At 66.0% G+C, this 23,415-nt stretch carries 23 protein-coding genes; 10 read left to right on the forward strand and 13 right to left on the reverse strand.

Annotated elements, in window-relative coordinates; translation table 11 throughout:
* Positions 1-67: 67 nt before the first annotated feature.
* The 3 genes from gap to FVQ98_RS12415 all read left to right on the forward strand — a co-directional run bounded on the left by gap (position 68) and on the right by FVQ98_RS12415 (position 3,212).
* The gene (gap, locus tag FVQ98_RS12405) at positions 68-1,069 is read left to right on the forward strand and encodes a type I glyceraldehyde-3-phosphate dehydrogenase (protein WP_147913760.1); all 1,002 of its coding nucleotides are present in this window, start codon (positions 68-70) and stop codon (positions 1,067-1,069) included.
* Positions 1,070-1,300: 231 nt separating this feature from the next.
* Positions 1,301-2,302 carry a L,D-transpeptidase family protein gene (locus FVQ98_RS12410; RefSeq protein WP_222707602.1) on the forward strand — a complete coding sequence of 334 codons (1,002 nt, stop codon included), beginning with the start codon at positions 1,301-1,303 and terminating at the stop codon, positions 2,300-2,302.
* Positions 2,303-2,339: 37 nt separating this feature from the next.
* Positions 2,340-3,212 (forward strand): M23 family metallopeptidase, encoded by an 873-nt coding sequence (locus FVQ98_RS12415; RefSeq protein WP_255507759.1) that lies wholly within the window; start codon positions 2,340-2,342, stop codon positions 3,210-3,212.
* Positions 3,213-3,346: 134 nt separating this feature from the next.
* On the opposite strand, the gene FVQ98_RS12420 is transcribed toward FVQ98_RS12415, so the two are convergent.
* A complete protein-coding gene (locus FVQ98_RS12420) occupies positions 3,347-4,084 on the reverse strand; it encodes a DUF4230 domain-containing protein (RefSeq protein WP_147913761.1) in 738 nt (245 codons plus the stop codon).
* Positions 4,085-4,262: 178 nt separating this feature from the next.
* Here FVQ98_RS12420 and FVQ98_RS12425 point away from each other — a divergent pair, with 178 nt between their 5' ends.
* From FVQ98_RS12425 to FVQ98_RS12435, 3 genes are all read left to right on the forward strand, one after another.
* Positions 4,263-4,700: a DUF3717 domain-containing protein gene (locus FVQ98_RS12425; RefSeq protein WP_147913762.1), complete on the forward strand. Its 438-nt coding sequence runs from the start codon at positions 4,263-4,265 to the stop codon at positions 4,698-4,700.
* A 556-nt stretch (positions 4,701-5,256) separates the two neighbouring features.
* Complete coding sequence (locus FVQ98_RS12430; RefSeq protein WP_147913763.1) at positions 5,257-5,976, forward strand: TerC family protein; 720 nt, start codon at positions 5,257-5,259, stop codon at positions 5,974-5,976.
* A 110-nt stretch (positions 5,977-6,086) separates the two neighbouring features.
* Positions 6,087-6,431: a phage holin family protein gene (locus FVQ98_RS12435; RefSeq protein WP_370512955.1), complete on the forward strand. Its 345-nt coding sequence runs from the start codon at positions 6,087-6,089 to the stop codon at positions 6,429-6,431.
* 181 nt (positions 6,432-6,612) lie between these two features.
* On the opposite strand, the gene FVQ98_RS12440 is transcribed toward FVQ98_RS12435, so the two are convergent.
* Positions 6,613-8,208, reverse strand: a complete 1,596-nt coding sequence (locus FVQ98_RS12440; RefSeq protein WP_255507760.1) for a M48 family metalloprotease — start codon at positions 8,206-8,208, stop codon at positions 6,613-6,615.
* A 146-nt stretch (positions 8,209-8,354) separates the two neighbouring features.
* Here FVQ98_RS12440 and moaC point away from each other — a divergent pair, with 146 nt between their 5' ends.
* Positions 8,355-8,858 (forward strand): cyclic pyranopterin monophosphate synthase MoaC, encoded by a 504-nt coding sequence (moaC, locus tag FVQ98_RS12445; RefSeq protein ID WP_147913765.1) that lies wholly within the window; start codon positions 8,355-8,357, stop codon positions 8,856-8,858.
* Between the two features lie 119 nt (positions 8,859-8,977).
* Here the strand turns inward: moaC and FVQ98_RS12450 are convergent, their stop codons facing one another.
* Positions 8,978-10,543: a PglL family O-oligosaccharyltransferase gene (locus FVQ98_RS12450; protein WP_147913766.1), complete on the reverse strand. Its 1,566-nt coding sequence runs from the start codon at positions 10,541-10,543 to the stop codon at positions 8,978-8,980.
* Between FVQ98_RS12450 and FVQ98_RS12455 the strand changes: the two genes are divergently transcribed.
* Positions 10,542-11,222, forward strand: a complete 681-nt coding sequence (locus FVQ98_RS12455) for a Uma2 family endonuclease (RefSeq protein ID WP_255507761.1) — start codon at positions 10,542-10,544, stop codon at positions 11,220-11,222. The two genes, FVQ98_RS12450 and FVQ98_RS12455, sit on opposite strands and share 2 nt — an antisense overlap.
* A 119-nt stretch (positions 11,223-11,341) precedes the next feature.
* Here the strand turns inward: FVQ98_RS12455 and FVQ98_RS12460 are convergent, their stop codons facing one another.
* From FVQ98_RS12460 to sucC, 9 genes are all read right to left on the reverse strand, one after another.
* Positions 11,342-12,106, reverse strand: coding sequence for a fimb protein (locus FVQ98_RS12460; protein WP_147913767.1), 765 nt, complete (start codon positions 12,104-12,106; stop codon positions 11,342-11,344).
* Between the two features lie 103 nt (positions 12,107-12,209).
* On the reverse strand, positions 12,210-12,743 hold the full coding sequence (locus FVQ98_RS12465; RefSeq protein ID WP_147913768.1) for a pilin: 534 nt from the start codon (positions 12,741-12,743) through the stop codon (positions 12,210-12,212).
* 412 nt (positions 12,744-13,155) lie between these two features.
* Positions 13,156-13,959 (reverse strand): 3',5'-cyclic-nucleotide phosphodiesterase, encoded by an 804-nt coding sequence (locus FVQ98_RS12470; protein ID WP_147913769.1) that lies wholly within the window; start codon positions 13,957-13,959, stop codon positions 13,156-13,158.
* Between the two features lie 16 nt (positions 13,960-13,975).
* Positions 13,976-16,216, reverse strand: a complete 2,241-nt coding sequence (locus FVQ98_RS12475) for a CHASE2 domain-containing protein (protein ID WP_255507762.1) — start codon at positions 16,214-16,216, stop codon at positions 13,976-13,978.
* Between the two features lie 40 nt (positions 16,217-16,256).
* Positions 16,257-16,901: an FHA domain-containing protein gene (locus tag FVQ98_RS12480; protein ID WP_147913770.1), complete on the reverse strand. Its 645-nt coding sequence runs from the start codon at positions 16,899-16,901 to the stop codon at positions 16,257-16,259.
* Positions 16,902-16,986: 85 nt separating this feature from the next.
* Complete coding sequence (locus FVQ98_RS12485; protein WP_147913771.1) at positions 16,987-17,772, reverse strand: Stp1/IreP family PP2C-type Ser/Thr phosphatase; 786 nt, start codon at positions 17,770-17,772, stop codon at positions 16,987-16,989.
* A 62-nt stretch (positions 17,773-17,834) separates the two neighbouring features.
* Positions 17,835-18,545 (reverse strand): TerC family protein, encoded by a 711-nt coding sequence (locus FVQ98_RS12490; protein ID WP_147913772.1) that lies wholly within the window; start codon positions 18,543-18,545, stop codon positions 17,835-17,837.
* 106 nt (positions 18,546-18,651) lie between these two features.
* Positions 18,652-19,545, reverse strand: a complete 894-nt coding sequence (sucD, locus tag FVQ98_RS12495; RefSeq protein ID WP_147913773.1) for a succinate--CoA ligase subunit alpha — start codon at positions 19,543-19,545, stop codon at positions 18,652-18,654.
* Positions 19,546-19,595: 50 nt separating this feature from the next.
* Positions 19,596-20,756, reverse strand: coding sequence for an ADP-forming succinate--CoA ligase subunit beta (sucC, locus tag FVQ98_RS12500; RefSeq protein ID WP_147913774.1), 1,161 nt, complete (start codon positions 20,754-20,756; stop codon positions 19,596-19,598).
* A gap of 185 nt (positions 20,757-20,941) precedes the next feature.
* Here sucC and argC point away from each other — a divergent pair, with 185 nt between their 5' ends.
* Complete coding sequence (gene argC, locus FVQ98_RS12505) at positions 20,942-21,853, forward strand: N-acetyl-gamma-glutamyl-phosphate reductase (protein ID WP_147913775.1); 912 nt, start codon at positions 20,942-20,944, stop codon at positions 21,851-21,853.
* A gap of 137 nt (positions 21,854-21,990) precedes the next feature.
* On the opposite strand, the gene FVQ98_RS12510 is transcribed toward argC, so the two are convergent.
* Positions 21,991-22,605 carry a hypothetical protein gene (locus tag FVQ98_RS12510; protein ID WP_147913776.1) on the reverse strand — a complete coding sequence of 205 codons (615 nt, stop codon included), beginning with the start codon at positions 22,603-22,605 and terminating at the stop codon, positions 21,991-21,993.
* Between the two features lie 244 nt (positions 22,606-22,849).
* Between FVQ98_RS12510 and FVQ98_RS12515 the strand changes: the two genes are divergently transcribed.
* Positions 22,850-23,404, forward strand: coding sequence for a CZB domain-containing protein (locus tag FVQ98_RS12515; protein ID WP_187265722.1), 555 nt, complete (start codon positions 22,850-22,852; stop codon positions 23,402-23,404).
* Positions 23,405-23,415: the final 11 nt, after the last annotated feature.

Consider the following 23,415-nt stretch of genomic DNA (forward strand, 5'->3'; position numbering starts at 1 on the left):
AATAGGGCTGTAGCGCTACGACCACCTGCGCTGACAGCTATGAATACACTAGCAAAAAGGAAATGACATGACCATCAAGATCGGCATCAACGGCTTCGGCCGCATCGGGCGCATGGTGTTCCGCGCCGCCGTGGCCAACTTCAAGGACATCGAAGTCGTCGGCATCAACGACCTGCTTGAGCCCGACTACCTGGCCTACATGCTCAAGTACGACAGCGTGCACGGCCAGTTCAAGGGCGACATCGCCGTGGAGGGCAACACGCTGGTGGTCAACGGCAAGAAGATCCGCCTGACGGCCGAGAAGGACCCCGCCAACCTGAAATGGGGCGAGGTCGGTGCCGAGGTGGTGATCGAATCCACAGGCCTCTTCCTGACCAAGGAAACCGCGCAAAAGCACATCGACGCCGGCGCCAAGAAGGTGATCATGTCGGCCCCGTCCAAGGACGACACCCCGATGTTCGTGCACGGCGTGAACTGCGCCAAGTACGCGGGCGAGCCGATCATCTCCAACGCCAGCTGCACCACCAACTGCCTGGCGCCGATCGCCAAGGTGCTGCATGACAAGTGGGGCATCAAGCGCGGCCTGATGACCACCGTGCACGCCGCTACCGCCACGCAGAAGACCGTGGACGGCCCGAGCAACAAGGACTGGCGCGGCGGCCGCGGCATCCTGGAGAACATCATCCCGTCGAGCACCGGCGCGGCCAAGGCCGTGGGCGTGGTGCTGCCCGACCTGAAGGGCAAGCTGACGGGCATGAGCTTCCGCGTGCCGACCTCCGACGTGTCGGTGGTCGACCTGACGGTCGAGCTGGAAAAGCCCGCCACCTACGCCGAGATCTGTGCCGAGATGAAGGCCCAGAGCGAAGGCAAGATGAAGGGCATCCTGGGCTACACCGAAGACAAGGTCGTCGCCACCGACTTCCGCGGCGACGCCCGCTCGTCGATCTTCGACGTCGATGCCGGCATCGCCCTGGACAACAGTTTCGTGAAGCTGGTGAGCTGGTACGACAACGAATGGGGTTACTCCAACCGCTGCCTGGACATGGTGCGCGTGGTGACCAAGAAGTAACCCCCACCTGGGACGCCCTGCGGCGTGCGCCAGCCGAAGGCCGGGCACCGCACCCCCAACGGCCCGTACCGCACTGCGCGGTACGGGCCGTTTTTGCCTGGAGCGCGCGCAGCTTGACGGGCCGAGCGGCGGCGGACCGCCGTCCAACGCGCCGATTGCGGGCGGCTCCTACAGCGCACGCCACCGCTTCAGGGCAGACTGAAGCTTGTGTGAACTTTGAACGCTATCCGCATGCCCCTTACCCGCCGTCTGGCTCTGGCCAGCCTGGGCGCTGCCGCCCTGCCCTTGCCCCTCTGGGCCCGCAGCCCCGCCGCACCGAGCGCCAGTCTGGCGTTCGATCCGTTCAATGCCGCCAGCGATGCACCGCTGCTGAAGATGGGCAGCAAGGGCGCCGCCACTGCGCGGGCCCAGATCCTGTTCGACCGCGTCTGGTTCTCGCCCGGCGAGATCGACGGTGCCTTCGGGCGCAACCTGCAGCGCATGGTGCGCGCCTACCAGGGCGCCAACGGCCTGAAGGAGACCGGCACCGTGGACGAGGCCACCTGGAAGGCGCTGCGCGAAGCCGACTCGGCACCGCTGCTCACGCGCTATACCATCACCGAGAAAGACGCCGCCGGTCCGTTCGCCAAGACGCCCACCAGCATGGCCGCGCGCGCCGAACTGAAGGCGCTGCCCTACGCCTCGCTGAGCGAGGCATTGGCCGAGCGCTTTCACGTGGCGCCGGCCTTTCTGCAGCAGCTCAACCCGGGCGTCAAGCTGGCTGCGGGCGCCGAGATCGTGGTGCCCAACGTGCTCGACAGCAAGGCGCCGACCCGCGCCAGCCAGCGGCTGGAGATCGACAAGGCCGAGCACGTGCTGTTCGTGCTGGACGGCGACGGCAAGCCCGCCGCGGGCTTTCCGATCAGCATGGGCAACGAGGCGCGCGACCCGCTGCCGGTGGGCAAGATGGCCATCAAGAACGCGGTCGAGATGCCCAGTTACACCTACAACCCCGCCATTCTGAAAACCGCGCCCAAGAACGCCGCCAAGGCCGAGATTCCGCCCGGCCCCAACAACCCGGTGGGCACGATCTGGCTGGGGCTGACCAAGCCGCACTGGGGCATCCACGGCACGCCGGAGCCATCGCGCGTGGGCCACGATGAGTCCAACGGCTGCATCCACCTGACCAATTGGGACGCGGAGCGCCTGGCCAAGGTGGTCAAGGTCGGCGCGCAGGTGGACGTGCGCGCGTGAACGCCGCCACCCCGCGCAGCACGCTGCGGCACGCAGGGTGAACCGCCCCCCACGCCACCCGCGCGCCACCGGCCCGTGGCAGGCGCTGGGCTGGGGCGTGGTGCTGGTCGGCCTGACGCTGGCGGGCAGCTATGCCTTGCGCCATGCCGAGCCCGCGGCGCCGCCCACGCCAGCGCCGGCGTCGGTCCCGGCGCCCGAACCTCCGCCAGTGGCTTCTGCGGCTGGCCCGTCCTCACCGCCGCCGACCGAGCCTTCGTCAACGGCTAGCCCGTCCAGCGGTGAGATGGCCGCCGCTGACATGCCAGCCCCGCCCGCCTCCCACCCGGTGGAGCCGGTCGCGCCTCAGGCTTCCGCAGCGCCACCCAACACCATCGTCCCGGTCGCGCAGGCGCCTGCCAGCGCGGCGGCCAGCCCGAGCGACGGCGCGGCACCGATCGACCCGCTGCCCGAGGACACGGCCCGCCTGCGCGCGCGCCAGCTCACCGTGCCGGTGCAGGGCGTGGCGCGGGCGCAGCTGAGCGACACCTTCACCCAGGCGCGCGCCGGCGGCGCCCGGCGGCACGACGCCATCGACATCATGGCCGCCAGCGGCACGCCGGTGCTGGCCGTGGAGGACGGGCGCATCGCCAAGCTGTTCTTCAGCCACGGCGGAGGCGGCATCACCGTCTACCAGTTCGACCCGGGCGAGCAGTACGCGTATTACTACGCCCACCTCGAACGCTACGCCGATGGCCTGAAGGAAGGCCAGACGGTGCGCCGCGGCGACGTGATCGGCTACGTTGGCGCCACCGGCAACGCCAGCGCGGACGCACCGCACCTGCACTTTGCGATCAACAAGCTGAACGCCCAGAAGGAATGGTGGAAGGGCGAAGTGCTGAACCCCTACCCAGTGCTGCGCGGGGCGCCGTGAAGCGCTTCGCGGCCCGTCAGGTGCCTTCGCCCACATGCCTATTTTGCTCCTGATTCGATAGCTGCCAGCGCTTATGGTTGTAGGCCCAGAATACGATTTGACCCTAAAATCGCAGCCAACGCGCACCGCCCGCGTCACAGCCCCGTCGTGTTCATCCACTGCGCCACACAGTCCGGCTGGCTGCCGCAGGCCGCGTCCAGCGCCTCGATCGGCTCGTCGGCAAACAGCACCTGCACCGGCTGACCGGCGTGCGGGCGCCACGCGCTCTGCGTCATCAGCCATTTGGTGACGAACTCGGCCACCGTCTTGCGCGCCGCTTCGCGCTGGCGCTCCAGCATTGGCGCGGTGGCGGCCTTGCGCGCCAGCTGCGCGGTGATGGAGCGCTCCAGCGCCTGCACCTGCGCGGGGCCGGTGAACAGCGACCACAGCCCGCGCGATTCGGCCTGGATCTGCGCCGTGTCGATCGCCACCGGCAGCGAGGGCTTCACGCGCGGCGCCACCACGCGCACGCCGCCATCGGGCAGCACGCGCACCCGCCATTCAGGCGCCAGCTCGACGTGGTAGCGGTAGTGCGCCGGCACCCGCACGCGCGAAAACGTGCTGCCCATCGGCACGCCCAGCACGTCGTGGTCGCGCGAGACCTCGAAGCTCTCGGTCTGCCGCAGCTCCGACACCTCCAGCTTGCCGCCCGGTGTGCGCAGCACCACCGCGCGTCCCACCTCCGTCGGCGGCGGCAGCGGCGCCGGCGGCTGCGCGCGCCACAGCCACACAGCCAGCGCGGCGTTGGCCAGCAGGCTGAGGGCAAGCCACAGGCGCCAGCGGCGGGGTGCGCCGGACTTGCTGGCCAAACTGGCGTCTGGCCTTACATCCATATGCGCAACCAGCTACTGAAAAAGGAGCAATCAAGGACCCGCATCGGCCCATCTTGCCACGCGAACGCCCATGTGCGCGCAGCGCCCTTGCCGTGCCTGCCGGGCAGCAACACCCAGCTGCCGCAGCGGCCCCGCCCGCGTCGGGGGCATCGCCTCGCGCGCTACCATGATTGCGCCCATGGATGCCCTGCACATCGTCGATCTGGAAAGCGCCATCAACCACTGGCGCGCGCGCGAACCTGCGCTGGCGGGTGCTGCGCTGGCGCCGGCCGTGGCGGCACTGGCCGAGGTGTACGCGCGCATGGTGGTCGAGCGGCGCGACACGGTGGCCGTGGCGGCGCTGACCGACGACGCGCGCGCTGCCTGGCTGGCCTGGTACGCCACCACGCCCGACACGCCGTGCATCGCGATCTGCTCGACCAACCAGGGCGACGCGGTCTGCAAGGGCTGTGGACGGACCGAGGACGAAGTGCGGCACTGGCTGTCGATGACGCCCTGGGCCAAGCGCGCGGTGTGGCGGCGCATCACGCAGGCGCAGACGGCCTGGCGCTTTACCCGCTACGCCGAGCGGGCACGCGAACGCAGCGCGGCCACCACATTGCCCGATGCTTCATGACGCGGGCTGACGTGGCGCCCGGCACATCCTCGCCGGCGACCCACACATCCTCGCCACCCCTCGGGCGCGCAGACTGGGCCTGAAGTCCCCGCAGCGAGCGCCTGCCAAGCGCCCGAGAAGGCCCCGCCGCCCTTGCCGGGCAGCGCCGCCAACCGCCCGCGCTTGCCAAAATCAAGCAAGTAATGAAATAATGCGCGGTTCCGAAGGGGAGTAGCTCCCTGCCTCGGTGGCGCAACGCAGTACCTGCTGGCACGCCACCGCGGTTTCGACGGGTCGTCAATACGAAGCCGGGGCTTGCGCCCCACACGGCTTCCGGCCCGCCGGGTCCCGCCTGCCGCTCGTGTGCGCAGGCCGTGGCCGAGCAAGACCTTCGATCAAGCCCTGCCGCACGGCATGGGTGGTCGAAGTCCGGGTCTTGCCTGTTTTCCCTGCCTCACGCGCGTCTCGGCGCGCCGCTGTGTGGACGGGTGACATTCCTTGATGCGATCATCTTTGCCTGCGGCGCCCTGTGCCGCGGCAAGCCTGTCGCGCATCGAAAGTCAATCGGAGCCTGTTCATGGAATTTCTCTCCCCCGCCTGGTGGTCCGCGCTGATGGCCATCATACTGATCGACCTGGTGCTGGCCGGCGACAACGCCATCGTCATCGCCCTGGCCGCGCGCAACCTGCCCAAACACCTGCAAAAGAAGGCCATCGTCTGGGGAACCGTCGGCGCCATCGCCGTGCGCACGCTGATGACGCTGATCGTGGTGTGGCTGCTCAAGATCCCCGGCCTGATGCTGGTCGGCGGTTTGGGCCTGCTGTGGATCGCCTACAAGCTGATCGCCGACCAGGGCGGTGACGATGGCGACCACGGGCCGGGTGCCACCACCTTCATGGGCGCGATGAAGACCATCGTCGTGGCCGACGCGCTGATGGGCATCGACAACGTGCTGGGCGTGGCCGGTGCCGCGCACGGCGCGATGGACCTGGTGGTGCTGGGCCTCTTGATCAGCGTGCCGATCGTGGTGTTCGGCTCGACCATGGTGCTGAAACTGGTGGACCGCTTCCCCGCCATCATCTACATCGGTGCCGCCGTGCTGGCCTGGACGGCCGCGTCGATGATCACCAACGAGCCGGTGCTCAACCCGTGGTTCGGCACCCGCGAAGCGCCCGAAACCGCGCTGCGCTGGGCGGTGGCCGCCGTGTGTATCGCCGGTGTGCTGGGCACCGCCTGGCTGGCCACGCGGCGCAAGCCGGCGGCGGTCAGTGGCGACAGCGACGGCACCGCCGGCTGAGGCGAAAGGCCGGTTCCGTTAAGATGAAGTGACCTTTTCCGTGGGGCCGCGCTGGCCCCACGGTTTGTCTCACCCGCCGGCCCGCACCCGGCGCCAACGAACGGACCGACATGCTGAAACTCCTGCTCAAATGGCTGCTCTCGGCCGCGGCGCTGCTGGGCGTGGCCTACATCTACGGCGGCGTCTCGGTGGCCAGCTTCGGCACGGCGATGTTCGCTGCCGCCATCATTGGCCTGCTGAACATGCTGGTGCGGCCGATTCTGGTGATCCTCACGATCCCGATCACGCTGCTCACGCTCGGGCTGTTTTTGTTCGTGATCAACGCGCTGATGTTCTGGGCCGCGTCTGGCCTGATCGGCGGCTTTCACGTCAACGGCTTCTGGGCGGCGCTGCTGGGCTCGCTGATCTACTCGGCGCTGGGCGTGGTGATCGATGCGGTGCTGGAGCGGGCTTGAAGTTCGCCGTTGCGGCAGCCCTATTGCTACTCAATAGATAGCTGCTTGCGCTGATGGCTGTAGGGCTAAAGCCGATTTTTATTTACATTCTCAGCCGTCTGAGAAACCGCTCTTCGAGCGGTTTTTTTATGCCGCACACCCATCGGCGCCGCACCAGGTTTGGCCGATGCCGTGCGAGCGCTCAGCGCCGCTTCAGTTCGTCCTCGCGCTGCTGTCGCAAGGCCGCCTGCGCCAGGCGCAGCCGGCTGTCGACGATGCTCGCCTCGATCAGGTCGGCGCCACCGGCCGCCGGCTTGCGTGAAAAATCCTGCGCGGCGCGCCAGCGGTCCACCGCGCCGGCGTAGTCCATGTGCGCCATCGCCACTTCGCCCTGCGCACGCAAGGCACGCAGCGTCTGGCCTTGCGCGTCGTACGCGGTGGCCAGCGCCTGCCAGGCACCGGCGTCGCGCGGGTGGTCGCTGACCCAGGTCTGCAGCGCCGACGCCGCCTCCGCCCCGCGCTGCGTGGCCGTCAGCGCCTGCGCGCGCATCAGCAGGCTGGCGCGCCCGCCTTGGCCCTGCGCCAGTGCGCTCGGCGCGGCATCCCCGCTTCCCGGCGTGACTTGGCGCGCCGCCGACCCGGCCGCGGGCAGCCATTCCAGCGCCTTGGCGGGCTCGCCGGCTCGCAGTGCCAACTCGGCCTGCAGCAGCCGCGCCTGGCGCAGCCCACGCGCATCGCCCGCCATGGCCTGGGCCAGTTGGGCCGCCAGCGCCTGCGCCCTGGGCAGATCGCGCAGATCCGCCTGCGCCATGGCGGCGGCGTACAAAACGCCCGCGCGGCGCGGCAGCGGCTGGCTGTCGAAGCGGGCCTGCGTGGGTTCGGACGCCCAGGCGCGCAGCACATCCACGCCGGGGCGGCCCAGCACGCGCGCGCGCCCGGCGAGCAACAGCGCCTCGTAGTCTGGCGCTGGCGCCGGGCCGCGCGGTTGCGCTTGCTGGCGCTGCTGCATGTCGCCAATGCGCTGCGTGGTCAGCGGGTGGCTGCGCAGGTAGGGCCAATCGCCGTTGTCGTTGATGCGCGAGGCGGACTGCAGCTTTTCGAACATGCTGACGAAACCGCTGGGCGCAAAACCGGCCTGGCTGAGGATGCCGAAGCCGATGCGGTCGGCCTCGCGCTCCATGTCGCGCGAGAAATTCAGCTGCTGCTGGATCACTGCCGCCTGGCCGCCCACCGCGATCGCCATGCCCGCCTGCGGGTTCTTGCTGGCCGCAATGGCGCCCAGGATCAGCGCCGCCATCATCATCGGGCCCTGGCGGCTCTGCTGGCTGAGCAGGCGCGCAATGTGGCGCTGGGTGATGTGGGTGATCTCGTGCGCCAGCACCGACGCCAGTTCGTCCCGCGACGCCACGGCACCCACCAGCCCCGCATGCAGCCCGAAATAACCGCCCGGCAGCGCGAAGGCGTTGATGCTGCGGTCGCGCCCCAGCAGCACCTCCCAGGCGAAACGCTCTTCCAGCTCGGGCGACAGCTCGCCGCGCGCCCGCGCGCCCGCCAGCAACTGGCGCCACAAGCCGTCGACGTATTCGCCAATGATCGGGTCGTCCATATAGTCCGGGTCGCGGTACAGCTCGCGCGCGATCTCGTCGCCCAGCTTGCGCTCTTCCAGCGCGGTGATCTGGCCGGCGTCGCCGAGGGAGGGCAGTGCGGAGGGCGCTGGGGCGGGTCGACTGGCAGCCTGCGCCTGCACCGCAGGGGCCGCGCAAAGCAACGCCCCCGATGTGGCGGCAGTCAACGTCAAGCGGCTTACAAACCGGAAAGTCAAAGGTTGCACAGGCAGCGGGCCTGCCGACCCCTCATACGGGTCGCAGGCCTGGTCAAGACAGTGGCCCGTATGATGCCGGATTGCACCCCAGCGTTCCCGCACGCCTTCCATTGGATGTTTCGATGAGCAGCACTTCACCCCTCACCCATTTCGACGCCCAGGGCCAAGCCCACATGGTCGACGTGGGCGACAAGGTGGCCACCCGGCGTGTGGCCGTGGCCACGGGGCGCATCGAGATGCTGCCCGCCACGCTGGCGCTGATCGAGTCGGGCACGGCCAGGAAGGGCGATGTGCTGGGCGTTGCGCGGCTGGCCGGCATCATGGCCGCCAAGAAAACGAGCGACCTGATTCCCCTGTGCCACCCGCTGGCCCTGACGCGCGTGGCGCTGGAGCTGCAGACGGCGGCCGCGGACGCCGACCACCCGGCCGCCGTGCACTGCACCGCGACCGTGGAAACCACCGGCCCCACCGGCGTCGAAATGGAAGCCTTGACCGCCGTGCAGGTGGCGCTGCTCACCGTCTACGACATGTGCAAGGCCGCCGACCGCGGCATGGTGATGACCGGCGTGCGCCTGCTGGAAAAGCACGGCGGCAAATCGGGCAGCTTTGTAGCAGCGCCCCGCTGACACTCCCAATTCAATAGCTGCCTGCGCACAACCAGCAAGCGCTACAGCGTGATTTGACCTCAAGCCGACGCCTTGCCGTCGTTGGTCTTCACGCAGCCCGCCCAAACGGGCTCAACCACTCACTGAGAGGCTGCCGACGCCCCGGCTGCCTCTTCGCGCCAGACGCGCGCGCCTTCGGTCAGGCGGCGGTTCTCGGCCGTCCATTCGCGGTACTGCGCGGGAAATGCCGCCTTGAACCGCGCCAGGTGCGCCAGCGCCACGTCGTCCCGGCCCAAAAGGGTCGCGCTTTCGATCACCTTGGTGATCACCCGCGTTTCGGGCGAAAAATGGAGCGCACGCAGCGCCTCGGGCAGCATCCATTCGGCGTTGTCCCGCGTGGCCGGGCGGGTGGTGACTTCGGCGAAACGCACCGCACCGGCAAACAGCCACGATTGCTTGGCGTGGCCCATGGCGTCATCGCGGTACCAGGGCGAGCGCTCTTCGTACGGCAGGTAGATCTGGCTGATGCGGTGGTAATCCCAGCCAACGTAGGCGACGGCCGCCAACATGACCGCGGCAACGCCCCAGCGCAGCCTTTGCCAGCGACCGCTTGAAGCTACGTTCAACTCAATATTGCTATCGCTTACATAGCTGTTCGCGCTTGTGCGTTGCGGTCTGGTGGACCAAAGCATCCAGAGGCATAACCCAACCGCGATCTGAAACGGGCCGTACCAGAGCGGGTATTCCACCAGGCTGTGCAGCCCGATCGCCAGCAACACCCCCCAGGCCAGCTGCCGCGTCGGGTCCGTTTCAGCCCAAGGGCGCCCGCGCCACACCAGGTACAGAATCAGCCCGCAAACCGCCAGCGCCACCGGCACGCCCAACTCCACCGCCAGATGCAGGGGCAGGTTGTGCGCGTTGTCGAGGATGTGGCAAAAGCGCGGGCCGTCGTACAGCGTGATGTAGTGTGCATAGGCCAGCTCGCCCCAGCCCCAGCCCATCCACGGCTTCAGGCTGATCAGGTGCAGCACGTTGCTATAGAGAATGAAGCGGCTCCCGCAGGTGGATTCAGCGCTGCGCAGCCTTTCGATCAGATCACGCCCCGCCGCACCTTCGCTCGCCTGCAGCGCCCACGGCAGCGCCACGGCCGCCAGTGCATACAGCACCAGCGCGCCCAGCACCGCCAGCGCCGCCATGCGCCAGCGCCCGCGCGCTGCCCAACACAGGCTCAATGCCCCCGCTGCCAGAAACTCCACCAGACCCACGCGCGAGGCCGTGGCCGCCAGCGCCGTCAGCAGCAGCGCGGCCATGCCCGCCGCAAGCCGGTTGCTCAGGCCCCTGCGCAACCACCAGCGCAAGCTCAACAGCCCGATCACCAGGAGAGAAGCCAATTGATTGGGCTGGCGCAGATTCCCGAACGCCTGCCCCGGCTCGGCTATGTTGACCCAAGGGAAAAGCGGACCCTCCAGATCGAAATACTGCAGCAGCGCGATCCCACCGCTGACCAGCGCCGCCCCCAGCCAGCCCGCGGCCACTGCGCGCAGGGGCGCATCTCGCCCCGAAGCCCGCGCCGGCCACGCCAGCAGCAGCACAGCCGCCACCGTCACGCCCGCCAGATACGGCAGCGTAGCCGCCACGGGGCCAGAGGTGAAGGGCCAGAGCCAGGGCAGGGCCACCAGCAGTGCGCACAGAGGAACAAAGGACATGGGCTGGATTGTGCCCATGCCCTCGGCCCTGCCCGGCGGGGGCAAAACGCCCGCCGCCGCCTACACTGACGGCCTAGCCCTCGAAGGACTGCCCATGAACGCCGCCATCTACCCGCTCGAACGCCTTGGCGTGGACGACTATCTCCAAGCTGAGCAGCGCGCCGAGGTCAAGCACGAATACCTCGACGGCCAGATCGTCGCCATGGGCGGCGCCAGCCGTGCGCACGGCCTGCTGGCCCTCTCGCTCAGCGCCCTGCTGCTGCCCCACGCCCGCCGCAAGGGGTGCCAACTGTTCACAGCCGACATGAAGGTGCGCATCGACCACGACAGCGGCAGCTGGTTCTATTACCCCGACTTGGTGCTCGCCTGCGACCCCACCGACCGCGAACCGCTTTACGTGCGCCGCCCTTGCCTGCTTGTCGAAGTGCTTTCGCCCAGCACCGAACACATCGACACGCGCGAAAAGCTGCTGGCCTACCGCCTGCTGCCCAGCCTGCGCGAATACCTGCTGCTGCGCCAGGACAGCCTGCAAGCCGACCTGTATCAGCGTGCCGCTGATGGCCGCTGGCAGCACCAACGCTTGACCGCGCCGGGCGACGTGCTCACGCTGGAATGCCTGGGTGCTAATGTCACGCTGAGCGAGATTTATGTCGACCTGGCGGATTTGAGCGTCGCGTGACCCCGGGTGGGCGGACCAAAAATCGTGATCTGACCCCACTTTTACCGTTGTCTAAGAAAAATCTTCATCTAACCCTGTTTTCTCCGGGCCCCGATTTCTAACGATTTCCCCGTCTTATCTCAAAAACCATCGACTTGTGCGTATCCGACGACCTTCATCTGCGCATCCAGCAAGGCGATCCAATCTTTGGTCCTGCTGCTGGTCAGTGGCAGATACCAAAGTAATGTTGATTCAGTGCCAGTCTTGACGGCCGCACCCTTCAACAAATCTGCGTGTTGAGGTTTGCGTGCGGTGAGTTCGGAAAGCGGCCTTGCTTTTGCTCGCATTTCATTGAGATGCTGGCTCATCGGTTCCCACCAATCTGGGCGCATCGCTGGCGAATCGCCCGCCATTGATCGGTCAATCCCCTCCAGCAACTCTGCGTTCGATCTGTGCTGGCGGGTTGCAACTTCCAGAACCCCAGTATTCTTTAGTTGACGCAGCCCTTCCGGTGCCTTGCTCAACCCGGACTTATCTATTTCATTGGCGGTGACGACTACAAGACGATCACTCTCAAACGCCAATACCACAGGCCGCGCAATCCAGACGGCATGCATCCCGTACAACAACGCGGCCACCTGAATCAAACCAATAATCCCGAGGTCAAAAAACAGCTCTCGTCTCGATTTCTTTGGGGTTGCCATTACCAAAGTCAGCAGCGGGCCACAAACGACATCCACTACCAGTATCAGCAAATAGATTGACCCGACCCCCTGCATCGCGCGGTAGGGCATCGGGTACCAGAGGCCAAACACGAGCGCGGCAGAACCGAGCGCGACCAACAAACTGACAACTGCATGGCGTGCCGCCCACAGCATCGAAAACCGAACGCGCTCTACGTGCATAAAGAAGTATTTCGAAGGATGTCATAAAACCAAAAGGGCGCATAGCGCCCTTTTGGTTTTCACTCGACACACCAGCTTGGAGCTTGTGCGTCGAATAGCTAAATTAACGGCACTCGGCAGGGCCGTATTTTTGCAGCATCGTGGCACCGTTAGTGGCGCCGTTGATTGCCGTCTTACCGGCCGTGTAGCAGGTCCAAACCAGCGAGGACGTCGGGATCGTACCAGCCACCAGAAGCGCGCCGCTAGCGGACGGCCAAAGCTGAATGGTGTTGCCCGTGGCGTTCGCTTGGTAAGTGATGGTCATCGAGCCGTTGGCAGTCGTACCCACGATGGTGTTGACGCTCTTAGCACCCACACCGCCGTTGAGTGAGCACGTGCCTGCAGCGTTACAGAACGTAGTACCAGCGGCGTCTGTAGGCATGCCTTTGAACAGGCCACCTTCGGCGGCCGCCGTACCGTTAGAAGCATTGTCAGCCACCAGCGTCTTGAGGCCGCTTGCCAGAACCAAGCCCTCGGACACACGCGCACGAACCGTGTAATCCTGATACGCCGGCAGCGCCACGGCAGCCAGAATACCGATGATGGCCACGACGATCATCAATTCGATCAGGGTGAAACCTTTTTGCATTGCTTTCATTTCAATTTCCTTCAAAGTTGGTTGGAAGAACCGTTGGAGACACTACGCTTGGTGCGTCGCCGCACGCCTTGTTTGTTTGCACCCGGCGTGCCAACCGTGCCAGAGGAGCTGGTTCGTGAGCTAGTTCACGGGCCCAGGGGTTTGGCCGGTCGGTTGTGACAGTTTGTGGCGCCGCGATGTGTCACTGGGGCTGACAAATTTCGTCAGATTTCGGATGAAGACCAAAGAATGTCAGCTTCCGGCGCCCGCAAGCCCGTGGGATGCGAAGCCGTCAAAACCCGTTCATCCCTCGCCTAAAACTATAAAAATAGTAGCTGTTAGCGCTTGTCAGGCAAGCGCTGGAGTCCTATTTGACACTGAATTAAGGCGCTTGTCAGTTGCGGCTGGCTGCACGCCCAGCCCTGCGGGGCGCCTACAGCTCGAACACGTGCCCCGCGACCAGCCAGCGGATGTCGTGCGCGACTTCGCTGCGCGGCGGGCGGACTTGGTCGAACTGCGCGATCTCGCGCATGATGGTTTCGGTCTCGGCCGGTTTGGTGTGGGTGATGTAGATGGGGTAGCGGCTGGCGGCGCGGATCTGGTCCAGCTCGTCGGCCAGCACTTCGGGCGACAGGTGGCACGACAGCTGGGCCAGGTCGCGTTCGCGGTTGCTGAAGGCGGTTTCGATGACCAGGGCCGCCACAGGCATCTGGTTGATGCGCTGCCAGAACGCCGGGTTGCGTTCGGTGTCGCCGCTGAAGACCCACCACGGCGCATCGGCATTGGGGCCGCGCACTGCGTAGCCGACGGCGGGCACGCTGTGCTCGGCGGGCAGGGCTTCGATGGTGCGGCCCTGCACCTGGCGGGTGGCGCCGGGCTCGAGCGGGTGGAAGGTGACCAAAGGCGACTCGGCCGAGGGCAGGCGGGTGAAGTCGGGCCAGATCAGGTCGTTGAACAGGTGCTGGCGCAGCGCGGCGATGGTGGCGGGCAGGGCATGCACCCGCAGGGGCTGGCCGGCGCGGGCGGCGGCGATGGTGTCGACCATCAGCGGCAGGCAGGCGACGTGGTCGAGGTGCGAGTGGGTAAGGAAGACGTCCTGCACGCGCAGCATGTCCTCGCGCGTGAGGTCACCGACGCCGGTGCCGGCGTCGATGAGCACATCCTGATCGACCAGGAACGACGTTGTCTTGCAATCGCGAGCGATGGAGCCGGAGCAGCCGAGCACACGCACCCTCATGAATCGCTCCCTGCGCTCATTTGGCGTCGAATACTGTGGTGCCGTCCCAGCCGGGGCCGGGCGGCGTTTGAAGACAGGAGGCTACCCGCCCGGCGTACAGCCGGTAAAGGTAAAAGTTGGCATTCCGTTCGCGCAGCGTGTTAACTTTTGTAGCAAACTCGGCAAACGCGCCGTCGCGCCACAAAGGCAGGGCTTGGCGCCACAGAGCGAGTTCGGCGCGCAGCGCAGCGTCGCCTTGCCCAGCGGCGGCCCGCACGGTGTGGATGGTGACCGCCTGGTGCTTGCCCTTGACGCGCACGCGGTCCAGTTCCTGCCAGACGTGGCCGGCGTCGGCGGCGCGTTGCAAGGTGGCTTCGCTGGCGACCAATTCCACGTCGTAGATGCGTGACAGCGCCTCCAGTCGCGCGGCCAGATTCACGGCATCGCCGATGACGGTGTAGGCGCGCCGAAGGTCCGAGCCCATGTTGCCGACCGACATGACGCCGGTGTTGAGCCCGATGCCGACCAGCACCGGCGGCGCACCCTGGGCCGCGCGCTCGGCGTTCAGCTCGCGCATGGCTTGCAGCATGGCCAGCGCGGCATCGACCGCCAGGCGCGCGTGGTCGGGCATGGCCACGGGCGCGCCCCAGAAGGCCATGACGCAGTCGCCCATGTACTTGTCGATGGTGCCCTGGTGCGCGCGGATAGCGTGGGTGAGCCGTGTCAGCACGTCGTTCAGCAGCGCCTGCAGCGCCAGCGGCTCCATGCTTTCCGACAAAGTGGTGAAACCGCGCAGGTCGCAAAACATGACAGTCAGCTCTTCGGCGCGCGCCTGCATGCTGTAGCGCTCGGGGTTGCGGACCATCTGCCGCACCAGCTCAGGCGGCACGTAGGTCGCAAACTGCAAGGCCAGCTTGCGCCGCGCCCGCACTTCCAGCAGGTAGCCCAGGAACAGGTTCACGGCCAGCGCCGCCAGGAGCATCAGCATTCCCGCCGCGAGGGGCAACACCCAATTCAGGGACAGGAACAGCGCCGTGTTGACAGCCACCAGCCCGAGCACCAGGGCGACGCCCAAGGCGATGAACCGGCCGACACTGAGGGCGGGAATGGCGAACAGCAGCGCGGCGCCCATGCCCAGTATCAAAGCCAGCTCGAACACGGGACTCCATCGCGGTTTGACGGGCACCCGCCCGTCCAGAGCACCTGAAATCAGGTTGGCGTGAATCTCCACGCCCGGGTAGGCACGCCCGACCGGGGTGACCCGCAAGTCCATCAGTCCGGGCGAGGTGAAGCCGATCAGCGCGACCTTGCCCGCCAGCGAGGCGTCCGGTAGCTTGCCAAGCAGCACGTCGGCCGCGGGGATGTAGCGAAAGGCGCCGCCGCCCGGCCCACCCTGACCGCGGAACGGGATCAGGGCGGTTCCTCGCGGGTCCAGGGACAGACGTTGAGATCCCTGGTCACCGGTCAAATGCAGCGCGCTCACCGCCCCCTGGGGCGCGCCGGGCTCGCGCTCGATACGCAGGGCGGACGCTTTGGTCGCTTCCCTCAGCACCGCCAGCGCGAGCGATTCGTAGAGCTGCCCATCGAAGCTGGCGATCACAGGCGCGGAACGCACGATGCCGTCGGGATCCGTCACCGCGTTGAAGAACCCCGAGCGCGGTGCCGCCCGGCTCAGGGCAGGGATGTTCGCGCCAAAGCCGTTCCACGACAGCAGCCCCGGCAGGGATGGCGTGTCCGGCGCAATGGGAGCGGGCAAGGCGCCGCCCCGAACGCCGCCCCGATCGCTGGTGAGGTAGTACCCTAACACCGCGGGACTTCTGGCCAAGGCCTTGGCGAACACGGCGTCATGGTCCAGTTGGTCGGCGTTGCGCGCCAGCCAGTCGGAGAACAGCGCATCGTGCTTGAGCTGGCCGGTCGCCAGTTGTTGGAGGCGACCGAGTACAGAGCCGCGATCAGGCTCGGCAAACACCGCGTCAATGCCCAACGCCGCCACCTGCTGCCGGCGGGCGAGCTCATCAACCAATGCGGCGAGCTGGCGGCGGTCCCACGGCCATTGGCCGATCTGGGCCAGGCTGTTCTCGTCGATGTCGATGATGACGATTCGCTCATCCAGCGTGTCCGGCATCGTCAGTTGCAGGCGGAGGTCGTACACCGCGCGATCGAGCTGATCGATGGGTGGGACAGTCCAGAGCCCGAGCACATGCGGCACGGCCGCCAGCACCACCAATGCGGTGGCCATGACCCGCAGACGCTGACGCTTCAGGGTGGTCCGAAACATCGTGACCCGTGCATCAGGCGGTCACGTGCCCCGCCACGGATCAACTCTCGAGAAACTCGAGGCGGATGCCGGCCAAATCGATCTGATCGCGTCCTGTCAGGGTCACGGGACCGGCACTCAAGGCAACGCCGTTCACCGTAGCCACCTGGTCGCCATCGACCTGCGCCAAATCGAAGCCGTGCGTCCGTCGTGTAATGGAAGCGACGCACACGCCTGGCTTGCCGATGGTGGTGACCACCTTGGTCAGTTCCATCTCGCGCCCAGCGGCGGATCCGGACAGCACTTTCACGCGCGGGCCGCGAGCGGGCTGATCCGACGGCGACGACATTAAGCCAGAATTCATGCCCATGGGGATCGAGCCAGTGGCGGTGCCCAGCGGAGCGGCAGCGGACACGCCTTCGCGGTCCAGATACTTGAGCTTGTATTTGCCGACCTCGATCACGTCTTCGTCCGCCAGCACGTGCTGCTTGACGGACTTACCGTTGACGTAGGTTCCGTTGGTGCTGCCCAGGTCTTCCAGCGTGGCGACACCGCCAGCCATCTGGATGACCGAGTGCTCGCCGCTGACCGCCAGGTTGTCGATGACCACGTCGTTGTATGGGCGCCGGCCAATGGTCGACCGGTCCTTGGTCAACTGAACTTCCTTGACGACGACTCCGTCGATCGAGACGATCAACTTGGGCATGAAAGCGGCTCCGGCTGGCGAGGTGGATAGGGACGAACGACTGGCACAGCCGCAAAAGATACTGCCCTATCGCGGCCAAAGCTGACTATTTTCTCAGCAATTTCGCGATGACACCGGACTTTTTAGGCGTTTCATGTGCTCGGATCAACGCAACCGAGACATTGTCCCGGCCGCCACGCTCGTTGGCCTCCCCGACGAGGCGCGTCGCACAGGCATCGAGTGTCAGTCCAGCGCCCACGATGTCGGCAATCTCGGCATCGCTCAACATGTCGTTCAGGCCGTCGGAGCAGAGCAGCAAGGTATCGCCGGGTACCACGGTGAGTTCGCGCACATCCAGCAGCACGGTGTCTTCCACGCCCAGCGCGCGTGTCACAAGATTGCGGTTGCCAGAATGTTCGGCCTCTTCTGGCGTGATGAGCCCGATATCCAGTTGTTCCTGCAGCAGCGAATGGTCGCGCGTCACCTGCTCGAGCGTACCCTCGCGCCAGCGGTAAAGGCGCGAATCGCCCACATGGCCTACCAGCAGGGTATCGCCGCGCAGCACGGCCATGACGAGCGTGGTGCCCATGCCTGCGTACGCTGCGTGGGTGTGAGCGGCCTCGAAAATCTGGCGGTTGGCCAGATCGACACAGATTTCCATGGCGCGTCGCACGTCGCGCGCGCTGGCGCGGTGCCCTGACACGCTCAGCCATTGGCGCAATTCCCGCACGATGAGATCGACCGCCAACGCGCTGGCGACCTCACCGGCGTTGTAGCCGCCCATGCCGTCGGCCAGGACGACGATGCCGTGTTCGGCGTCGATCAGCACCGCGTCCTCGTTGTTGGCGCGCTGGCGCCCCACGTCGGACAGGCTGCTGTACTCGTAATCCATGGACGGGGCCGGGTGATCGTGGTCAGACATCCCGGCTGGATGGGTGGAATGCCCGACGAAGTTCAGGCCGTCGCCTCCGGCGGTGGGCCCCGGCGCCGTTGAATCCACTTGCCGATCGCCAAGACCAGCAACGCGCCACCAACGCCCATGGCGTAGTGCCAGGAACGGTCCTGCGGCAGATAGGCTGCCACCGCAGGGTCGCTGTGGGCCATGGTGCCGGCGATCCACCCCAACAGCATCCCGCCCAGCAGGATGATGATCGGGAAGCGGTCCATCAGCTTCAGCACCAGCGTGCTGCCCCAGACAATGATCGGAATGCTGACCAGCAGGCCAAAAATGACCAAGGTCAACTGATGCTGCTCGCCCGCACCCTGCGCGGCGCCCGCGATGGCGATGACGTTGTCCACGCTCATCACCAGGTCGGCCACGATGACGGTTTTCACGGCGGCCCACAGCTTGTCGCTCGACTCGATGTTGGAATGGTCGTCGTCGTCTTCTGGCGCGATCAGCTTCACGCCAATCCAGATCAGCAACAGCGCACCCACGAGCTTCAGGAAGGGAATCTGCAGCAGGGCCAGCGCGAACGCAATCAGGATCACGCGCAGCAGGATCGCGCCGACGGTGCCCCAGATGATGCCCTTGGTGCGCTGCGCGGGCGGCAGGCGCCGGCAAGCCAATGCAATCACCACCGCGTTGTCGCCACCCAGCAGGATGTCGATCATGATGATCTGCCCGACGGCCAGCCAGAAATGGGCAGTCAGAAATTCTTCCACGTTGTCTCTCTCGGGATAGGCCTTCCTAGGCTCAAATAATAACGCCGGATCACCCTGTGGGTGTCCGGCCATGAAGCGCTGCGCGCCTCTTGGGGCGCGTCGACGGTCAGATCAGTTCTTTCAGCAGCTTGCCCATTTCAGACGGGTTGCGCGTGATCTTGAAGCCGCACTCTTCCATGATCGCCAGCTTGGCATCGGCCGTGTCGGCACCACCGGAAATCAGTGCACCGGCATGGCCCATGCGCTTGCCGGGAGGCGCCGTCACGCCGGCGATGAAGCCGACCACGGGCTTTTTCATGTGATCCTTGCACCACATGGCGGCTTCGGCTTCGTCGGGGCCGCCGATCTCGCCGATCATGATCACGGCATCGGTGTTCGGGTCGTCGTTGAACGCCTTCATCACGTCAATGTGCTTCAGGCCGTTGATCGGGTCACCACCGATACCGACGGCGGTCGACTGGCCGACGCCCAACTCGGTCAACTGCGCCACGGCTTCGTAAGTCAGCGTGCCGGAGCGCGACACGACGCCCACGCGGCCCGGCATGTGGATGTGACCGGGCATGATGCCGATCTTGATTTCACCCGGGGTGATCAGGCCGGGGCAGTTGGGGCCCAGCAGCAGGGTTTTCTTGCCGCCGGCCGCTTCCTTGGCCTTCATCTTGTTGCGCACTTCCAGCATGTCGCGCACCGGAATGCCTTCTGTGATGCAGATGGCCAGATCCAGGTCGGCTTCCACAGCTTCCCAGATGGCAGCCGCAGCGCCTGCGGGCGGCACATAGATCACGGACACGGTGGCGCCCGTTTCCTTGGCGGCGTCCTTGACGCTGGCGAAGATCGGCACGTCGAAGATCTTCTCACCGGCCTTCTTGGGGTTCACGCCTGCCACGAAGCAATTCTTGCCGTTCGCGTACTCGATGCACTTCTCGGTGTGGAACTGGCCGGTCTTGCCCGTGATGCCCTGGGTGATGACGCGCGTGTCTTTGTTGATGTAGATCGACATGATGGTCCTAGTCAGTCAGGGACAGAGCTGAAGATCTGTCCCCAAAGTCATTACTTAACGGCGGCAACGATCTTGGTGGCAGCTTCGGCCATCGTGTCGGCGGAGATGATCGGCAGGCCCGATTCGGCCAGCATCTTCTTGCCCAGTTCTTCGTTCGTGCCCTTCATGCGCACGACCAGCGGCACCTGCAGGTTGACGGCCTTGCAGGCAGTGATGACGCCGGTGGCGATGGTGTCGCACTTCATGATGCCGCCGAAGATGTTGACCAGAATGCCCTTGACCTTGGGGTTCTTGAGCATGATCTTGAAGGCTTCGGTGACCTTCTCGGGGGTGGCGCCGCCGCCCACATCCAGGAAGTTCGCCGGCTCGCCACCAAACAGCTTGATGGTGTCCATGGTGGCCATGGCCAAGCCAGCGCCGTTCACCAGGCAGCCGATGTTGCCGTCCAGGCTGATGTAGGCCAAATCGAACTTGGAGGCCTCGATTTCCGCCGGGTCCTCCTCATCCAGGTCGCGCAGAGCGACGATGTCCGGGTGGCGAAACAGGGCGTTCGAGTCGAAGTTGAACTTGGCGTCCAGCGCAATCACGTTGCCCTTGGAGTCGCGGTTCAGCGGGTTGATTTCGACCAACGACGCATCCGTATCCATGTAGCACTTGTAGAGCTTCTGACAGATGTCGATGAACTGCGCCATCGAATCGGCCGGCATGCCGATGCCCTTGCCCAGCGCTTCGCCGTCGGCTTGCGTGAAGCCGACCAGCGGATCCACGAACACCTTGACGATTTTCTCGGGCGTGCTGTGGGCCACTTCTTCGATGTCCATGCCGCCTTCACTGGAGGCGATGAAGGCCACCTTCTGCGTGCCGCGGTCGGTCACGGCCGACAGGTAGTATTCTTGCTGGATGTCGGCGCCATCCTCGATGTAGAGGCGGCGCACCTTCTGGCCTTCCGGTCCGGTCTGGTGGGTCTTGAGCTGCATGCCCAGGATCTGGCCAGCCAACTCCTTGACCTGATCGAGCGACTTGGCGACCTTCACGCCACCGCCCTTGCCACGGCCGCCGGCATGAATCTGCGCCTTGACGACCCACACCGGGCCGCCAAGCTTTTGCGCCGCCTCAACGGCTTCCTGAACGTTGAACGCCGCAATGCCGCGCGGCACGGGCACGCCGAATTGACGCAGGATCTCTTTGCCCTGGTATTCGTGGATCTTCATGTAGCCCCTCTTGGGATGGGTGATGGATGAATCGGCCGACCCCGCGCAGTAGCCAGTGCCAGCTCAACGTATGGAATGCAATCTGAAGCCCACGAATGTATCATGGTGCGATGCACCAATTTGAGCGCCCTGGCCTGACAGCGCCTTGACGCCGCAACCCTAACTGAAGCGGAGAGAACACGCGCATGGCCCAGGTTTTCATCGACGGCGAAGCCGGTACCACCGGTCTGCAGATCCGCGACCGCCTGCAAGGCATGGCCGGCGTCGAGGTGGTCAGCATCGACCCCGCGCGCCGCAAGGACCCGGAGGCCAAGCGCGACATCATGGCCGCCGTCGATCTGGTCATCCTGTGCCTGCACGACGACGCGGCGCGCGAGTCCGTCGCCATGATCGACGCCCTGCCGGGCCGCAGGCCGCGCATCATCGATGCCAGCACCGCACACCGCGTGGCCGACGGCTGGACCTACGGCTTTCCCGAGCTGTCGGCCGACCAGCGCGCCGCCGTACAGAAAGCCGACCGCGTCGCCAACCCGGGCTGCTACGCCACCGGCGCCATCGCTCTGCTGCGCCCGCTGGTCGACGCCGGCGTGCTGCCGCCCGACTATCCGGTGGCCCTGCCCTCCGTCAGCGGCTACACCGGCGGCGGCCGTCAGATGATCGAGGCCTATGAAGCGGGCAACGCGCCGGCCTACGAGCTGTACGCGATGGGTCTGCAGCACAAGCACATTCCGGAAATCATGCGCTTTGGCCGCGTGACGCGTCGCCCGATCTTCATCCCGGCGGTGGGCAATTTCGACCAGGGCATGCTGGTCGAGCTGCCGCTGCATCTGGACACGCTGCCGGGTCAGCCCAACGCCGAGCGGTTGCTGGAGGTCTACCGTGCGCACTACGCTGGCGCGGAAGCGGTGAGCGTGGAGCCCACGCCCGAGTCGGGCAAGCTGGATGCCGTCGCCCTGAAGGACACCAACCAGCTGGAGATCCGCGTGTTCGGCAACACCGAAGCGCAGCAGGCCGTTGCCGTGGCGCGACTCGACAACCTGGGCAAGGGCGCCAGCGGCGCTGCCGTGCAGAACCTGCGCCTGATGTTGGGCCTGTGAGCGCGCGGGCGACCTCGTCGTCCGATTTTCACTATTATTTCGATAGCTGATTGCGCCGGTGGTTGTATGGTCCATCAACGATACGACCTGAAATTTGCGCGACCAGGCTGGGTGGGCGTTGGCAGCACTCCCGAACTTCAGCGGTAACGTGGCTGAAGGATGCCGGCAGCGCCATCGGCCAAATCGGCCGCAGCGTGCGGCCCTGCGGCTTGCAGGACCGCGTCAATCAAGGGATGGAGGCAGGCCAGCAGGTCGCTCAGCGACTGCGCCCGCTGCACCCGCCTCAGAAAGGCCCCGCCATCGTCGCCCAGATGGCGCTGGATGGCGTCGTGGAGGTAAGCCGACAGCGATGCCTGCATGGGCAGCAGGCTCGCATCAGAGGCAGGCCCGCTGCGTTCAGGGGGCACCGTCGGCGCGGCCTCGCCGCGCAACGTGCTGGCGGGCGGCGCTCTGCGTGGGGCGGCGACTTCGTTGGGCGACGGATGGCTGTGGAGGCTGCCGGTCACGCCATCCGGTAGTGCCCCGCACGCCACGGCGGCTCGCGGCACGCGCTGAGTGAAGCCGGCCGAGGTCAGCCAGCGAAGCCCGCCCGCACTGACCGCGGAGCGTCCACAAATCGCCAGCAACTCCCCGCGCGTGCGCCTGCCGTCGATCAGCGCCAGCAGCGGTCGCAGCTGCGGCGGCACGCCCGACGTCTCCCCCGCGTGGGCCTTACGCCCCTGCGGGGTCAGCAAATACACCCCATCTGACATTTCTCTGCCTCCCTGGCAGTCTCGGCGCCGTGCTCCACTCGAACGGTGGGTGTACATGGTGCCGTTTCTATGTCTTATAGCTTAGTCACTCACAGGGGCATGCCAACGCCGTTTGCTGTTGAAAGCGACACAATTTGTGACTTTTTTATACATCGGAGCGTAATATTTCTAAGTGAAACCACGCATGCCGCGCGCCAAACCTTGTCGGAGGCTTCGATCTCGCACACCGCGAGGAGGAGACACCATGGGCATCCTGAGCTGGATTACGGGTCAATCATCACACGCCACGTCGCCCACGCCGCCACCGCAACGCGCGCGCTCGGCGCCCCCCGCCGAAACTCGGCCCCTGCCGACCGTCGACACCGCCAAGGCAGACCATGCTGCCCCTGCCGTGGATGCCAACGGGCGCAGCATGGTGGCGGGCGGACTGGATTTCGTCTCGGCCATCCATGCACACCAGCAATGGAAAACCCGGCTGTCCATCTATGTGCGCAACGAATCCAGCGAAAAGCTGGATTACCGCGCCATCTGCCGGGACGACCAATGCGTCCTGGGCAGATGGATCAACGGCGAAGCGGGCGTCAAATTCGGCCACCTGCCCTCTTTCGGCGAACTGAAAGTGGCCCACGGCATGTTCCACCTGGCGGCCGGCCGCGTGATTCAGTTGCACGACGAGGACAAATCGTCCGAAGCCATGCAGTTGCTGCGCCAGGGCGAGTACCCACGCCACTCCATCAAGGTGATGGGCCTGCTGAGCGCGCTTTACACCGAGGTGGAGCAAAGCGGCCAGGCTGTCTGACGCAGCACGGG

Origin of the sequence: Ottowia flava, from assembly GCF_008017535.1 — a bacterium.
GTDB lineage: Bacteria > Pseudomonadota > Gammaproteobacteria > Burkholderiales > Burkholderiaceae_C > Ottowia > Ottowia flava.

Coding starts and splice junctions, on each gene's coding strand:
- FVQ98_RS12430 (WP_147913763.1), top strand. CDS start 5,257: ATGGAATTTCTCTCCCCCGCCTGGTGGTCCGCGCTGATGGCCATCATA.
- FVQ98_RS12460 (WP_147913767.1), bottom strand. CDS start 12,106: ATGCACGTAGAGCGCGTTCGGTTTTCGATGCTGTGGGCGGCACGCCAT.
- FVQ98_RS12475 (WP_255507762.1), bottom strand. CDS start 16,216: ATGTTTCGGACCACCCTGAAGCGTCAGCGTCTGCGGGTCATGGCCACC.
- FVQ98_RS12510 (WP_147913776.1), bottom strand. CDS start 22,605: ATGTCAGATGGGGTGTATTTGCTGACCCCGCAGGGGCGTAAGGCCCAC.
- FVQ98_RS12470 (WP_147913769.1), bottom strand. CDS start 13,959: ATGAGGGTGCGTGTGCTCGGCTGCTCCGGCTCCATCGCTCGCGATTGC.
- moaC (WP_147913765.1), top strand. CDS start 8,355: ATGAGCAGCACTTCACCCCTCACCCATTTCGACGCCCAGGGCCAAGCC.
- gap (WP_147913760.1), top strand. CDS start 68: ATGACCATCAAGATCGGCATCAACGGCTTCGGCCGCATCGGGCGCATG.
- FVQ98_RS12455 (WP_255507761.1), top strand. CDS start 10,542: ATGGGCTGGATTGTGCCCATGCCCTCGGCCCTGCCCGGCGGGGGCAAA.
- FVQ98_RS12450 (WP_147913766.1), bottom strand. CDS start 10,543: ATGTCCTTTGTTCCTCTGTGCGCACTGCTGGTGGCCCTGCCCTGGCTC.
- sucD (WP_147913773.1), bottom strand. CDS start 19,545: ATGTCGATCTACATCAACAAAGACACGCGCGTCATCACCCAGGGCATC.
- FVQ98_RS12485 (WP_147913771.1), bottom strand. CDS start 17,772: ATGGATTACGAGTACAGCAGCCTGTCCGACGTGGGGCGCCAGCGCGCC.
- sucC (WP_147913774.1), bottom strand. CDS start 20,756: ATGAAGATCCACGAATACCAGGGCAAAGAGATCCTGCGTCAATTCGGC.
- FVQ98_RS12420 (WP_147913761.1), bottom strand. CDS start 4,084: ATGGATGTAAGGCCAGACGCCAGTTTGGCCAGCAAGTCCGGCGCACCC.
- FVQ98_RS12425 (WP_147913762.1), top strand. CDS start 4,263: ATGGATGCCCTGCACATCGTCGATCTGGAAAGCGCCATCAACCACTGG.
- FVQ98_RS12515 (WP_187265722.1), top strand. CDS start 22,850: ATGGGCATCCTGAGCTGGATTACGGGTCAATCATCACACGCCACGTCG.
- argC (WP_147913775.1), top strand. CDS start 20,942: ATGGCCCAGGTTTTCATCGACGGCGAAGCCGGTACCACCGGTCTGCAG.
- FVQ98_RS12465 (WP_147913768.1), bottom strand. CDS start 12,743: ATGAAAGCAATGCAAAAAGGTTTCACCCTGATCGAATTGATGATCGTC.
- FVQ98_RS12480 (WP_147913770.1), bottom strand. CDS start 16,901: ATGCCCAAGTTGATCGTCTCGATCGACGGAGTCGTCGTCAAGGAAGTT.
- FVQ98_RS12435 (WP_370512955.1), top strand. CDS start 6,087: ATGCTGAAACTCCTGCTCAAATGGCTGCTCTCGGCCGCGGCGCTGCTG.
- FVQ98_RS12410 (WP_222707602.1), top strand. CDS start 1,301: ATGCCCCTTACCCGCCGTCTGGCTCTGGCCAGCCTGGGCGCTGCCGCC.